Annotated in this window: 10 protein-coding genes; all 10 read left to right on the forward strand. The window is 64.4% G+C overall.

Annotated features, from left to right (window positions below; all coding sequences use genetic code 11):
- The first annotated feature begins 191 nt into the window (after nt 1-191).
- The gene (gene thrS, locus CFB41_RS17590; RefSeq protein ID WP_089458905.1) at nt 192-1,400 is read left to right on the forward strand and encodes a threonine--tRNA ligase; all 1,209 of its coding nucleotides are present in this window, start codon (nt 192-194) and stop codon (nt 1,398-1,400) included.
- Between the two features lie 191 nt (nt 1,401-1,591).
- Entirely contained in the window at nt 1,592-2,182 is a 591-nt protein-coding gene (locus CFB41_RS17595) for an autoinducer binding domain-containing protein (RefSeq protein WP_179250086.1), read from the forward strand.
- A 1,278-nt stretch (nt 2,183-3,460) separates the two neighbouring features.
- On the forward strand, nt 3,461-4,783 hold the full coding sequence (locus CFB41_RS17605; RefSeq protein ID WP_089458906.1) for a 3-dehydroquinate synthase II: 1,323 nt from the start codon (nt 3,461-3,463) through the stop codon (nt 4,781-4,783).
- A 9-nt stretch (nt 4,784-4,792) separates the two neighbouring features.
- Nucleotides 4,793-5,593, forward strand: a complete 801-nt coding sequence (locus tag CFB41_RS17610) for a class I fructose-bisphosphate aldolase (protein ID WP_089457289.1) — start codon at nt 4,793-4,795, stop codon at nt 5,591-5,593.
- 46 nt (nt 5,594-5,639) lie between these two features.
- A complete protein-coding gene (locus CFB41_RS17615; protein WP_179250088.1) occupies nt 5,640-8,045 on the forward strand; it encodes an AMP-binding protein in 2,406 nt (801 codons plus the stop codon).
- A gap of 16 nt (nt 8,046-8,061) precedes the next feature.
- Nucleotides 8,062-8,781 carry a methyltransferase gene (locus CFB41_RS17620; RefSeq protein WP_089443667.1) on the forward strand — a complete coding sequence of 240 codons (720 nt, stop codon included), beginning with the start codon at nt 8,062-8,064 and terminating at the stop codon, nt 8,779-8,781.
- 13 nt (nt 8,782-8,794) lie between these two features.
- Nucleotides 8,795-10,588 (forward strand): FAD-dependent monooxygenase, encoded by a 1,794-nt coding sequence (locus CFB41_RS17625; RefSeq protein WP_218828694.1) that lies wholly within the window; start codon nt 8,795-8,797, stop codon nt 10,586-10,588.
- A gap of 31 nt (nt 10,589-10,619) precedes the next feature.
- Nucleotides 10,620-11,378 (forward strand): cupin domain-containing protein, encoded by a 759-nt coding sequence (locus tag CFB41_RS17630; RefSeq protein WP_144029947.1) that lies wholly within the window; start codon nt 10,620-10,622, stop codon nt 11,376-11,378.
- Between the two features lie 66 nt (nt 11,379-11,444).
- The gene (locus tag CFB41_RS17635) at nt 11,445-12,209 is read left to right on the forward strand and encodes an SDR family oxidoreductase (RefSeq protein WP_089443665.1); all 765 of its coding nucleotides are present in this window, start codon (nt 11,445-11,447) and stop codon (nt 12,207-12,209) included.
- Between the two features lie 81 nt (nt 12,210-12,290).
- On the forward strand, nt 12,291-14,009 hold the full coding sequence (locus tag CFB41_RS17640; RefSeq protein ID WP_089443664.1) for a GMC family oxidoreductase: 1,719 nt from the start codon (nt 12,291-12,293) through the stop codon (nt 14,007-14,009).
- Nucleotides 14,010-14,180 lie beyond the last annotated feature (171 nt).

Below are 14,180 nucleotides of genomic sequence, written 5' to 3' on the forward strand. Positions count from 1 at the left end.
GGTTGACTAGATTAGTCCCATGAACGCACTTTACGTTACGACTACCGCGACCACTACCACGACCGCCAACGGCGGGCCGGGGGGAGGTTGCACGTCGTAACTCAGTGCCTCAAACCATCCCTAAGCCCCGCCGGAAACGGACGGGGTTTTTTTGTGCTCCGTCGACCGGTATCAAGTCAACGGAGAACATGATGGACGATTTCGATCACCGAGTGCTCGGCAACAAACTCGATCTGTTTCATCAGCAGGATGAAAGCCCGGGCGCTGTCTTCTGGCATCCGCGCGGCATGGTTCTTTATCGGGTTGTCGAGGAATATATCCGAGTCCGGATGCGTCAGGCTGGCTTTTCCGAAGTGCGGACGCCTCAGATCGTCTCGCGCGATCTTTGGGAACAGAGCGGTCATTGGGAGAAATTCGGGCGAAACATGTTTTCACTCGAGAGTGACAATAATCCGTACTGTCTCAAACCGATGAGTTGCCCGTGCCATGTGCAGGTTTTCAAAAAAGGCAGTCGGTCGTATCGCGATCTTCCAATCCGATATTCCGAATTTGGGGCGGTCCACCGGGCCGAACCGTCCGGGGCGTTGCATGGCCTTATGCGTGCCCGTGCGTTCACGCAGGACGACGCTCACGTGCTTTGCATGCAGGATCAGGTCGAGGTTGAAGTCGCACGATTCTGTGTGTTGCTGAAGACGATCTACGCAGACTTCGGATTTGGCGAATTCGATGTGGCTTTGTCGACGAGGCCGGCGGTCCGTGCGGGTGACGATGCGGTCTGGGATCGCTCGGAAGCGATGCTGGCATCCGCTGCGCGCGCGGCAGGTCTCGATTTCGCGATCCAGGCGGGAGAAGGGGCATTCTATGGTCCCAAGCTCGAATTTCATCTGCTCGACCGCCAAGGACGAAAGTGGCAGTGCGGAACGATCCAGCTCGATTTCGTATTGCCGGAACGGCTCGGTGCGTCATATGTCGCAGAGGACGGTGGGAAGGCAACGCCCGTCATGTTGCACCACGCGATCCTGGGAAGCCTTGAACGGTTCATCGGTATTCTTCTCGAACACTACGAGGGATGGTTGCCGACCTGGCTGGCACCGGACCAGATCGTCGTTGCGAACATTGGGAAAGATGACCGCGAATTTGCCGACAACGCGGCGTTCGCTTTCGAAGACATCGGCTGTCGGGTGCTGAGGGATTTCCGCGCCGAGCGCCTGCCGCGCAAGATCTTCGATGCAAGGGAACTGGCCGCGCCGATCGTCGCAATTGCAGGACGCAAGGAGGCCCTGGCCGGAGAGGTGTCGTTACGAATGAGGGACGGGGAGCAGCACGTTCTGACGATCAACGATGCGCTCGCGTACGTCAAGCAGCATGCGCGCGTCCCGTCAGCGACGCGGGTGTTCTGATTCGACGACGGGGCCGTTTCCTGCTATCGCAGGCGGATTGAGGGCGCCTTGAGAATTCATCGAATCGATTTTCAAACATAAATTGATCAGTAATTCTAAAAATTATGAGAGAAGCCAGAGAACGCGTCATTCTATGGGCCGAAGGATGTCGTGAGTCCGCATCGTGTCGGTGCGGTGAGCGGATGCTTGAGATGGTGTTCAAGATCGGCGGTTGCACTTGCATGGACGAACTGGGCCGGATGCTGGTCGACATCGGACGCCTGGCGGGATTTGACCATGTCTGTTACCAGGACTATCGAATGACGGGCGGGACACTGAAGAGCGGCCGCACACTGTCGAACTACCCGGAGGCGTGGTTGTCCCGTTATCGGGAGCGGGCTTACCTGATGATCGACCCGGTCGCGCAGCATGCGATGTCGTCGTTGACACCGCTGATCTGGTGCGACCGGATCTTCGCGACAACCGAACAGCGCGAACTTCGAGACGGAAGTCGCATGTACGGGTTAGGCGACGGAGTGTCGTTTCCGGCTCACAACAGGCATGGCGATGTGGCGTGCGTGAGCTTCGTTCGACAGGCGCGGGCGTCTGACAACGGCGATTTGCCCTTCGCCATTCCGTCGTGGGGCGCACTTGTCGCGAATCTGACGCTCGACACGTGCCGCAGGCTGGAGGCGCTGCAATCCGATGCACCGTGCCTCAGCGCGCGTGAACTCGAAATCCTGAAATGGGTCGCCGAAGGAAAGTCCAGTTGGGATATCACCTCACGGGTCCGCGTGCGATGACGATGCATGAAATTGCCGACGAACTTTCACAGTTGCTAGGTCGTCATGTTATTTACGCAGAGCGGACCCTCGAGCAGCAGCGAGAGGTTCTACTGGCGGAAGGGTTGCCCGCATACGTCGCCGATTTGCTTGTCGGTCTAGACCAGGTGTTCCGTGACTCCGCAATGAGTGAACGCTTCGCCGAGGCTGGCCTCGATCCCGAGGCTCAACACACTATCCCGCACATACCACTCAGGATGCCACTCCTCAGGCGCGGCCATGGCATGCCGCCGCCACGCGCACCGGCAGCGACCGCTTGACACCCCCGCTGTCTTCCCCTCCCGCTGCCACCGACGGCCAAGTCTCTGGCGCCCGATTTCGGCTGCGTACCCGATCCGGGAATCGATACTCCAAGAGATCAAGCGCGGGGAGGCGAGTCAATAGCATTCTTGCTCTCTCATTCGGATAAATTTTTTGCTCTGGTATTCAAAAGCGGCGCTATCTGCATTTACACTAGCGACGCGATGCCGACGATGTTGAAGGAATGTCAAAAATCCGTCGGATAGAATAATGATCAGGCGAAGCAATATGCGCTTGTGTTGAAATGATTCAATAGTCGATTGCATTAAATCGATTACGGAAACAGTGAAGTCGTCTCGCCCAGGGCAATGGACGAAATCATTGTTTCAAAGCAAGAAGCGATGCATCGCTTCGGCGCTTGTGTGAAGGACGATGGCCTGCCGGTGAGAGACGGCAGGGTGAGTTGAGAAAGGCATGCCGCCCGATTGGGCGCTGGCTCCGGGCCGGGCGGCGGGTGGCTCGAGAATTAATCACCATGGAATCGTCGATATTCAGTCTGTTTTATTAATTTAGTTTTACTTACCGTTAATTTGGCATGGGGTATGCGTAATTTCTGATGATTGCGCGGGCTGCTTGCGTTTTTCGGGTGAGTCAATGATGAACGAATCGGCTCAGATTTGCTGGGTGGTCGAATATTTTGATTCGTCGAATTTACCGAATAACGGGTATGTATTTTTCAGTTGCCGGAAAAGTTACATCTGTTATCCGAGGGAGCCGGTTGGCTTTACTCCGGATCGTATGGCTGCGGCAATCGCCGCATTGCGGCGCTGTCTGAAACAGGAGCCTCCGAGGGAAGTGCTGATTTCCGATAACAAGATGGGCCGTGTATCGCAGTTGGGGATGCCTTGCGAACTGCTTCGGGCTTGACCGCCGGCTGTTCCAGGCTAGGCGCATTTCAGATGCGCCGCGCCTTTGTTTATCCACCGGGAGATGATGCGTATGAGCAATGCGAGCGTGACAGCGAAGATCAAGGAAGCGCCGGCACCGAAGGAGGCAGCGGCGGCTGCCACGCCATTCGAGACACAGGAAACGGTCGCGAAGCGGACGTCGGTGAAGCTGACCAACGTGCTGGCGAACGGTCAGTCGAAGCGCGCGTCCCTGGACGGGCAACTCGTGTGGTACGACACGGCACAACTGGCTCGTCCACATCCGGACGACAGCATGTTCGTGCGGGTCGTCAACTCACTGTACAGCGGCGTCGTGGTCTACCCAGGTAACGTCGCCAACCTGCTGCCGGCCATTCCCAGCCGTATGAGGGTCGTGCTGCGCCTGGGCAATGCCGCCGACATCAAGGCGTTTCGCGAAGGCCCGTTGTTCGCCGAGTTCAAGGACGACGTCAATCGCCGGCGCATCGTGGCCTGCCCGGATCTCGACGCGCTGCGGCAACTGGGCGCGGACGGCATTGCGACCTGCTATACGAGCTACGTGGACGATCGCGACAGCCTGCTCGGCTCCATCAACGACGGGCTGGCGTTCGACTATCTATGGATCCGTTTCCGCGATCCGACCAACATCCCGCTGGAACTGGTGATCGCATCGCTGCAGTCGACGGGCACGATCCTGATGAAGGAAATCAACGAGCCGACCAATGTCGATGACGCGATCGTGTCGTACGGCGTGATGGAGTACGGCGCGGAAGGCGTGATCTTCTCGCCGCGCGATCATCAGGTGATGAGCGCGTTTCTCGAGCAGATGGCGGATGCGGAACACGAGAACCTGAGCATCCAGGCCGGTACCGTGATCGAGAGCCGCCCGGTCGGAATGGGCTACCGCGCGTGTATCGACACCTCGACGCTGTTCGCGCCGGACGAGGGGATGCTGGTGGGCAGCACGTCGCAGGGCGGCCTCCTTGCCTGCCCGGAAGTATTCTTCCTGCCCTACATGGAGTTGCGCCCGTTTCGCGTGAACGCCGGGGCCGTGCACTCCTATGTCTTCAACACCGGAAACCGCACCGATTACATGAGCGAACTCAAGGCGGGCTCGCCGGTGATGATCGTGAATTCGAAAGGCCGGGTGCGGCGCGCGACGGTCGGACGGATGAAGATCGAGCAGCGCCCGCTGCGCCTGATCGAGGTGGAGTTCCCGGGCAAGGAGCGCGTCAACATCCTGATGCAGGACGACTGGCACGTGCGCGTGTTCTCCGATGCCGCCAAGCCGCTCAATATCTCGGAACTGAAGCCTGGCGACAAGGTGCTGGGCTACGTGACCGAACCGGGGCGCCACGTTGGAATCAAGATCAACGAGACGATCATCGAAAAGTAGGGGGCGTCGATGGGCTACGTCGGTAGAAAACTGAGAGAGCGCCGGATCCTGTTCCCGGATTCGCAGCGCGGGTTGATCGTGCCGGTGGACCATGGGCTGACGATGGGGCCGATTGCAGGTATCCAGGCGACCGCGGCACTGGAAAGCTGGATCGGAAGCCCCGACATCAGCGCGATCCTGGGTCACAAGGGCCTGGTCGAGCGTCTGATCATGCGGCAATGCTTGCACCCGACAACGGGCGTGATCGTGCATCTGAACGGGATGGCTAGCCTCTCGCCCGATGCGGACACCAAGGTCATGGTGGCCGATATCGAGACGGCCTTGCGGCTGGGCGCGGACGCGGTGTCGATTCAGGTGAACTTCACGGCCGGTAATTTCGCGCACAACTTCGCGATGCTCGGCGCGGTGACGGATGCCGCGCATGCCGCCGGCTTGCCGTTGCTCACGATGCTGTACGACAAGGTGAAGGTGCCTACGTCCGAGGAACGTCTGACACGCTTGCATCACCTCGTGCGGGTGGTGACGGAGCTGGGCTCGGACGCCGTGAAGCTCGCGAATGCGTCGGTGGACGAAGTCGCGCAGCTTGCTTCCGTGCACGGGCGGGATATCCGGGTCTTCTTTGCCGGCGGCGACAAGGCGGACGAGGGGACGCTGGTCGCGATGACGCAGGCCGCGATCCGGAATGGCGCGACCGGCCTTTGCATCGGCCGGAACGTGTTCCAGCACGCGCGGCCGCGAATGCTGCTGCGACGACTGGCGGACAGCGTGAAAGACCGGTCGGGGCAAGTGGCCGAGTTCGATGTCGCGTGATTCCGTCTGCTGCGCCACCGAGGCGCAGCCATGGAGAACCAATTCGATGAACGCAATGATTGATCAATCACCGGTGGAGCAGAGCATGGCCAACGACATGCAGTTGCCGCAGCTTTGGACGGACATGTTTCCGGCCGGGCTGCTAGAGGAACTGAGCGCCAACCCGTTTCTCGCCGCTTGCCGCGATGGCACGGTCAGCGATGCGCAATTGCGTGGATTCCTTATCCAGCATCAATATTATTCGCAGTACTTCACACGTTACCTGTGCTCGCTGATGGGCGGCCTGACCGACGTGAACGAGTTCAAGGCGTTGTCGCACAACCTGGCGGAGGAACTGCTGGGCGACGGCACGGATCAGGTTTCGCATGCGGAGCTGTATCTTCAATCGATGGATGCGATGTCGGCGGTGCGGGGAAGCTTGCCGATGCTGCCGGCCACGCGTGCGCTGATCGACGCGATGTTCCACTATTGCCGCGGCGCCGATCCGCTGGATGGCCTGGCCGCGTTGTGCCTCGGTGCGGAGGCGATCGTGCCGATCGTCTACGGTCCGGTCCTGGCGGCGATGCGATATCGCAATGCGCCGCTTCAGGCCACGCGGTTCTTCCAGATTCATGTCGAGGAGGACGAGCAGCACGCGATCGTGATGCGCGAAATCATCGACCGGATGCTGGCCGAGAAGCCCTACCGGCGCGCACGCGTGATCGCGGTCGGCGAAGAAATGGTGCGGCGCCGGATGGCGATGTTGACCGACCTGCTGTCGTATCCGGGAGCCGACGCGACGGACGTGGATGCGCGCATGCCCGAGTCCGGGCTGGCCACGCTGCGTGCGGATGCATCGCTGGGTAGCGGCAATTTCATCGATCTGTGCCTCGCGCTGAATCCGTCGAAGGACATCGAATTCCTCCAGCTGGACAAGCCGGTGCACTACTCCGACGACGTGCCGGTGCAGGCCTTCAGCCTCGCGACGCTGCAGCAGTATCGCGCTGCGCTGGCGGCCTGGTACCTGGGCCTCGGCGTCGGCCGCGGGGACGTGGTCGCCGTCTGCGTCGAGGACGGCATGGCGCCGTTTCTCCACTATCTGGCGCTGACGAGCCTCGGCGCGGCGATTGCGCTGATCAATCCCGCGATGCCGGCCGACGCGGGCGTGGCGTACATGAGCGAAAACGGCTTCGACACGCTGGTGGCGGACACGCATACGCAGGCGACGAGCGCGTTCGTACAACGCTGGAGTGCGTCGAACGCGGGCCGGCTGGTGGACGTGTCGCGTGCGGTGCTGCGGCGCGACGCGCGTCTGCCCGACGGGTGGCCGGTGGAGCCAGAGGATTCGACGCTGGTGATGCTGAGCCATACGTCGGGTACGACCGGGGTACCGAAAGCGGTGCGCTTCGAGCATCGGCAATTCTTCATGGGCAAGCGGGCCCGCATCGGCCGCTTTGCCGAAGGCCCCGACGAGCGGCTGCTGACGGCGCTGCCGCAATCGCATTCGGCGGCGATCAGTCATCTCGAAACCGCAGTGCTGCACGGCATTCCGACCTACGTGATGGGGACGCAGGAGGGCGACGCAGTGCGCGCGGCCATCCAGGCGTTCCGTCCGACCACGGTCGTGGCGTTCCCGAAGAGCTACATGCAACTAGTCGAGGGCGGTGTCGGCGAGCGTGAATTCGATTCCGTCCGGCGCTGGTTCAGCATGGGCGACGCGGCGCACCAGAGCCATACGCGTCGCCTGCTGGTCGGCGCGCCGGAGTCCCGTTTCATCGATGCGTTCGGCAGCTCCGAACTGGGCATGGCGCTGTTCCGCTGCGAATCGACCGCGGCCGCGCTCGCGCCGCAACGCGCGATCGGCAGGCCGGTGGATATCGCGGTCGCGAAGATCCTCGATCCGGTGACGGGGCACGAAGTGGCGCCGGGGCAGCGCGGCTTGCTCGCGGTGCGTGCGCCGACGATCACGTCCGGGTACTGGCAACAGCCGGCGCGGACGGCCGGTGCATGGCGCGGCGGCTACTTTCTGACCGGCGACGTGGCGTATTGCAAGGACGGCATCTTCTATCAGATCGACCGCGAGGTCGACGTGATCGAAACGTCCGGCGGGCAGCTCTACACGTTGCAGCTGGAGGAGGTGGTCCAGCAAGTGGACGGCGTATGCGATGTCGCGATCGTCGGGGTGGGCGATGGCGCCGCCGACGATCCGGCGGTGCTGGCGCTGGTGCTGCCCGACCGGCATGCTGGCGATCCGGTGAGCGTGGCGGACGACGTGCTCGAGGTGCTGCTCGCCGAATGCGGCGGAAAGCTGTCGGAGCGCGGCGTAGCCGTGGCGATCGTGCGGAGCTTGGCGTTCCTGCCGATGGGGGCGACGGGCAAGGTGCTGAAGCGGCTGCTGCGCGACGCCTCCGACGACGTGGTCGCGGCGCGCGACGTCCTTTACGTGGCGCGCGGCTCGGTCGCACGTGTTTGATCGAAGGATAGGATCCATGAACCCTCAAGACTACGAATCCGATGCGTTCGCATCGGTGCGGCGCCGGCTGGCGGCCGCCGAAGCGGACGGCGTCGTTCAGTACGTGTGCGAAGGCCGCAATTTCGCCGTGCATGCGGGCGTCTTTCCGCCGACGCATTTTCAATCGACGGGCATCTTTACCCGGCACTTGCCGTATCGTCGCGGCGGCAGTTTCCTCGAGATCGGCTGCGGCGCCGGTGTGACGTCGGTGGTGGCCGCGCTCTCCGGTTGCGCACGCGTCGTGGCCGCGGACATCAGCGAGGCGGCCGTGCGCAATACGCAGGAAAACGTGCGGTCGCACGGCGTGGCGGACCGGGTATCGGCGCGGCACGGCGACCTGTTCGACGTATTGGAGCCCGGCGAACGATTCGACCAGATCTACTGGAATTCGAACTTCGTGTTCGTGCCGGAGGATTACGTGTTCGAGCAGCCGATCATGCAGGCGTTCTGCGACGCCGGGTACCTCGCGCATCGCCGGTTCCTGCGCGAGGCGTCGCGGCACCTGACGCCGGACGGGGAGTTGCTGATCGGCTTCAGCAGCCTCGGCGACGAACGGGCGTTGGCGGAGATGCTGGCCGAACACAACTACTCGTCGACGATCGTGGCGTCGGCCTATGGCGAGGGCGCCGGCGCACACCGGTACGACATCCTGCGACTGTGGCCCGGCCGGCAGGTGCCCGCGGCCGACGCGGCGTGACGCCGGAGCCTGCATGTCGAACGCCGAAACTGAAATGCGCTCGCTGTCGTGGCCGGCGTGCGAGCGTCCCGTGGCCATCGTGGGCGGCGGCCCGGTGGGGTTGTTGCTGGCATTGTTTCTCGATCGCCACGGCGTCGCGTCGGTCGTGTTCAACCGGGAGCCCGGCAGCCGCTGGCATCCGAAGGGCAGCACGCACAACGCCCGGACGATGGAGCATTACCGCCGCCTTGGCATTTCGGACGCCGTGCGCGCGCTGGGGCTGCCTCCCGGTCATCCGCGTGATATCGCGTATTTCACGCGGCTCGCCGATTGGGAGCTCACGCGACTTGCGATGGGTTCGGAGCGCGAGCGAATGGAGGCGGCGCGCGCCGCGGACGACGCCGACCAGGTACCCGAGCCGCTGCTGCGTACGAATCAGATGTACGTCGAGCAGTTCCTGCTCGCTCATGCACACACCCGGCCGAACATCGACCTGCGGTTCGGCTGGTGTGTGAGCCGGTTCGAGCAGGATGCGGCCGGCGTCAGGCTCGACGCGACCGCGACGCACGGCTCGATGCCGGACGAACAGTGGCGGGCCGCGTACCTGATCGGTTGCGACGGTGGGCAGAGTTTCGTGCGGCGCGCGCTCGGCATTCGCTATCTCGGGGCGAGCGGGGCGAGCGACGGGTTTCTCAGTGGTCGAATGCTGTCGAGCCATGTGCGGATTCCCGCGCTGCATCGCAAGCTGCTCAAAGGGCGCGAAGCCTGGATGTACAACGTGATGGCGCCCGGTTTGCGGATGCTGCTGATCAGTCTCGACGGCGCGGACGAATTCCTGCTGATGTCGAAAGCGGACGACGAAGGCGCGCTGCCGGACGACGCGACGGTGATTCGCCGGATTCGCGAAGGCGTCGGTCGGCCGGTCGAGGTGGAGGTGCTCGCTCACGCGCCGTGGCAGGGCGGGGTCGCCCTGGTGGCGGAGCGTTACGCGGACCGGCGCGTGTTCCTGTGCGGCGATGCCGTGCACCTGTTCTCTCCGACGGGCGGCTTCGGCATGAACACCGGCATCGACGACGCCGCGAACCTGGCGTGGAAGCTGGCGGGTGCGGTGCAGGGCTGGGGCGGCGCGGCGTTGCTCGCGAGCTATGAAGCGGAGCGCCGGCCGATCGCGCTACGCAACACGGCTGCGGCGCGCCGGCTGACGCAACGCGTCGTAGAGATACGCGCGCCGGCGGAAGTCGAGGAGACGGGCGCCCAGGGCGACGCGGCGCGCGCCCGGTTCGGCGAAGCGCTGCAGGCGTTTCGCGCACAGTTCGACGCAATCGGTGTGGAGCTCGGTGCGCGATACGACGGCTCGGCGATTGTCTGGCCCGACGGCGAGGCGCCGGACGACGACCCGCTGATCTACCGGCCGAGCAGTGTGCCCGGCGGCCGTCTGCCGCATCTGTGGCTGACCGGCGCGGACGGCGCGCGCCGTTCCATATTCGACCTGCTGGGGACGGGTTTCACGTTGTTGCGGGTGGGAACGAAGGCCGAACCGCCGACGCTCGACGACGATGCGGCGCGGCTCGTCGATGCCGCGTGCCTTCGGGCGATCCCGCTGTCGATCGTCGAGGTCGTGTCGGACGCAGCGCCCGCGTTGTACGAGCGGCGCCTCGTGTTGGTGCGACCCGACCAGCATGTCGCGTGGCGAGGCGATCGCGTGCCGCGCCACGCCGGCGAATTGCTGGATCGCGTGACGGGGCACGCCGTGCGTTCGCCCGTCATCGAGCATCAAGCACGTGTTCCGGGCGACACGGCCCGGCAACAGGTAAGCGCGGCACGATAGTTCAACACGGAAGTTCAACTGAGGAGCGACCATGAGTGCAATGCTTGAGGAAACGCAAACATCGACCGGTCGGGTCGATCACGCCGGCGCGCTGCCGCACCGGGTGGAGGACGACGCCGAGTCGGACTGGGCCGAAGACGCGCAGGACAACGCCGCCGCGTTCGCGCTGGTCGAGGACGATCCCGACCCGCTGGTCGTCAACGGCGAGCCGGAGGGCGCCTCGATCAAGTTCGTGCGTACCGGCGAGACCACGGGCCGCCGGTACTTGATGGCGAAGGTCGAGATTCCGCCGGGATCGGGGCCGCCGCTGCACCTGCATACGCTGACCGACGAGTGGTTCTATGCGCCGGAAGGCGGCATCGTGATGCTGATGGGCACGAAGAAGTACCGGGACCTGGACCAGCCGCCGAACGTTGCCGGACGCGACACCATCCGGATGATCCCGATGAAGAAGGGCAGCCTCGTATTCGGTCCGCGCAACCATATCCACGGTTTTCTCAACGTGACGGAAAAGACCGTCGTCGTGCAGCTGGTGTGGACGCCCGATGTGCCAGGCGAGTCGATGCTCGAATACTTCACGTCGATCGCGAAGCCCATTCTGCCGGGCGTCAAGGGCGCGCTGAACAACCCGATCGTGCAGTTGAAGGCCGTCAGCGAGGCGCGCGATTTCGGCATGATGTTCAGCACCGATTTCTGGAGCTATGCCGAGAAAGTCGAGGAAGGCGTCGCACCCTTCGGCAAGAACCTGCCGGGCCTGATCAAGCTGTTCAAATCGGCCGAGGGTTCGTAAGTGAGACCGCAGCCGGTGCGCCCGGATGCGATCTGTTAATACGCAATGCTAATCAAGGTAAAGAAAATGAATCTTCTCGCTGACAAAACCGCAATCGTGACGGGCGCCAGCTCGGGTATCGGCCGCGAGGCCGCGAAGCTGTTCGCGAAGGAGGGCGCGAGCGTGGTTGTGGTCGCGCGCCGTGCGGCGCAGCTCAACGCCCTGGTCGACGAAATTGGCGGGTTCGGCGGCAAGGCCGTCGCGCTGGTGGGCGACGTGACGGACGAGCGTTGCGCGAAGGAGGCCGTCGAACTGGCCGTCGGCCAGTTCGGCGGGCTCGATGTCGCGTTCAACAATGCCGGCACGATGGGGGCGCTCGGCAGTGTCACCGACATCACGCTGGACGGCTGGCGCGACACGCTCGAAGCCAACCTGACGAGCGCGTTCCTCGGGGCCAAGTATCAGATTCCCGCGTTGCTCGCGCGCCGGCGCGGCTCGTTGATCTTCACGTCGTCGTTCGTGGGGCACACGGTCGGCTTTCCGGGGATGGCGGCGTATGCCGCGAGCAAGGCGGGGCTGATCGGACTGACCAAGACGCTCGCGGCGGAGTATGGCCCGTCGGGCCTGCGCGTCAATGTGTTGCTGCCGGGAGGCACCGACACCGAGATGGGTCGCGAGGCCGCCAGCACGCCGGAGCAGAAGGCGTTCGTCGAGAGCATCCACGCGCTCAAGCGGATGGCGAATCCGGATGAGATCGCGAAATCGGCGCTGTATCTCGCGTCCGACCTGTCGGGCTTCGTGACGGGAACGGCCCTGCTCGTGGAAGGCGGCGTGTCGATCACGCGCACCTGACCGGCCGTCTGCCGGGCGGCGCTGCAGCGCCGCCCGTTGCTCCCCGTTCTTCCTCTTCCTTCTCCCACTGCCGAGACGTCCATGAGTCACGAAGGCGAGCATCTTTTTCCGCAACATCCGCAACCGAACGATCCGGACCGTCATGGCCCCGGGAGTCGGCGTGCATTTCTAGGGAAACTGGCGGCGTTGGGCGCGAGCGTGGCCGGGATCGGCGAGTTCGCGCCGTTCATCGACACGGCGCAAGCCGGTTCGACCGCGCCGCTGCGCGACAGCTACGACTACGTCATTGTCGGCGCCGGTTCGGCGGGGTGCCTGCTGGCAGACAGGTTGTCCGCGTCGGGCGCATCCGTCTTGCTGATCGAGGCGGGCAGCAACCAGCTCGGTCAGCCGAAGGTCGCACTCGTCGCGGACTGGCTGCGCAATCTTGGCAGCGATACCGACTGGGCACGCACGAGCGTGCCGCAAGGGCAGCTCGATGGCCGCCAGCAAGCGTCGCCGGCAGGGAGGACCTGGGGCGGCTCGGGCAGCATCAACGCGATGATCTGGCTGCGCGGTGATCCGCGCGATTATCGCGCCTGGCAGCAACGCGTCGGCCCGGAATGGAGCCCGGCCGAACTCGATCGCGCCTACCTGCAGGTCACGCAGGCGTCGCGCACGTGCGGCTCCGCCGCCGGCCACATTGCGGTTGGCCGCTATGCCGACCAGCATCCGATCACCGCGGCCTATCTCGCGGCGGGCATCTCGACGGGGCTCGGGCAAATCGAACTGAACGCGGGCCGGCGGCTCGACGGCATCGGCGTGACCGAAGTCAACGCCACCGCCGACGGGCGCCGTGTCGGGCCGGCGCAGGCATTCCTGGTGCCGGCGCTGACCCGGCCGAACGTCAAGATCCTGTCGAACGTCTTGGTCTCGAAGCTGGCCCTGCAAGGCACGACTTGCCGGGGCGTCGAAGTGCGGCTCGGATCGTCCACGCGCACGATCTATGCGACCCGCGAGACGATCGTGTCGGCCGGGACGGCCGCGTCGCCGCAGTTGCTCATGCTGTCCGGCCTGGGGCCGCTCGACCAGTTGGCTCCGCTCAATATCCAGGTGCGGCAGGACATGCCGGCCGTCGGCCGCAATTTCCACGACCACTTGCTGTTGAGCGTCACGTACAAGGCGCGCGCGGCGATCGCACCGCAGGTGTCGAACGGCGTGTCGACGATGGCGTATTACGGGGGAACGGCGGTCAGCGCGCCGACCATCCAGGTGGCCGGCATGCAGTATCCGTTCGGCGGCCCGCTCGCCCCGGGCGATGGCTACACGCTGATTCCGTTCCTCGCGAAGCCGCGCAGCCGGGGTGTGGCAAGGCTCGTCAGCGCGGACCCGCGGCAGCCGCTGGCGCTCGATCCGAACTACCTGGCCGAGGCGATCGACCGCGACACGATGATCGCGGCGCTCGATCGCACGCTCGACATCGGCGCGGCGCGCGCGCTTGCGCCGTACAACGGCGGGCTGCAGTCGAGTGCGCCGCTCAGGACGCACGCGGACAAGCTCGCGTTCATCCGGCAGAACGCCGCGCCGGGACTGCATTTCGTCGGCAGTTGCGCAGCGGGCCGCGACCCCGCCACGAGCGTCGTCGATGCGCGCTTCCGGGTGTGGGGGATCCAGAACCTGCGGGTCGTGGACGCCTCGGTGATCCCGGAAGTACCCGCGGTCAACATTCACCCGTCGGTACTGACCGTCGCGCAACTGGCTGCCAATCAGCTCGTTGCCGAGGCGCGTGCAGGCGGTGCGGTGGCTTCGGCCGCAGTCTGCTGAGCCGGGCGCGCCGAACGTTCCGCGTCGGGGCCGTCCCCGCGCGGAGCCGCATGCCGCCGCCGTGCGCGAGCGCCGCTCCCCTTACGGATGACAGGAGCGGATGAACGCCGCGGCGGCCTCGGGCTGCGCACTTCAGGTATCTGCACGGCGCGGCCTGTTTCCTATTCATCG

It is taken from the genome of Burkholderia sp. AU33803 (genome assembly GCF_002223095.1).
In the GTDB taxonomy this organism is placed as follows: Bacteria; Pseudomonadota; Gammaproteobacteria; order Burkholderiales; family Burkholderiaceae; genus Burkholderia.

Excerpts from the sequence above, each read along its gene's own strand:
- CFB41_RS17635 (WP_089443665.1), top strand. The coding sequence starts at position 11,445 with ATGAATCTTCTCGCTGACAAAACCGCAATCGTGACGGGCGCCAGCTCG.
- CFB41_RS17615 (WP_179250088.1), top strand. The coding sequence starts at position 5,640 with ATGAACGCAATGATTGATCAATCACCGGTGGAGCAGAGCATGGCCAAC.
- CFB41_RS17640 (WP_089443664.1), top strand. The coding sequence starts at position 12,291 with ATGAGTCACGAAGGCGAGCATCTTTTTCCGCAACATCCGCAACCGAAC.
- CFB41_RS17605 (WP_089458906.1), top strand. The coding sequence starts at position 3,461 with ATGAGCAATGCGAGCGTGACAGCGAAGATCAAGGAAGCGCCGGCACCG.
- thrS (WP_089458905.1), top strand. The coding sequence starts at position 192 with ATGGACGATTTCGATCACCGAGTGCTCGGCAACAAACTCGATCTGTTT.
- CFB41_RS17610 (WP_089457289.1), top strand. The coding sequence starts at position 4,793 with ATGGGCTACGTCGGTAGAAAACTGAGAGAGCGCCGGATCCTGTTCCCG.
- CFB41_RS17595 (WP_179250086.1), top strand. The coding sequence starts at position 1,592 with ATGGTGTTCAAGATCGGCGGTTGCACTTGCATGGACGAACTGGGCCGG.
- CFB41_RS17625 (WP_218828694.1), top strand. The coding sequence starts at position 8,795 with ATGTCGAACGCCGAAACTGAAATGCGCTCGCTGTCGTGGCCGGCGTGC.
- CFB41_RS17630 (WP_144029947.1), top strand. The coding sequence starts at position 10,620 with ATGAGTGCAATGCTTGAGGAAACGCAAACATCGACCGGTCGGGTCGAT.
- CFB41_RS17620 (WP_089443667.1), top strand. The coding sequence starts at position 8,062 with ATGAACCCTCAAGACTACGAATCCGATGCGTTCGCATCGGTGCGGCGC.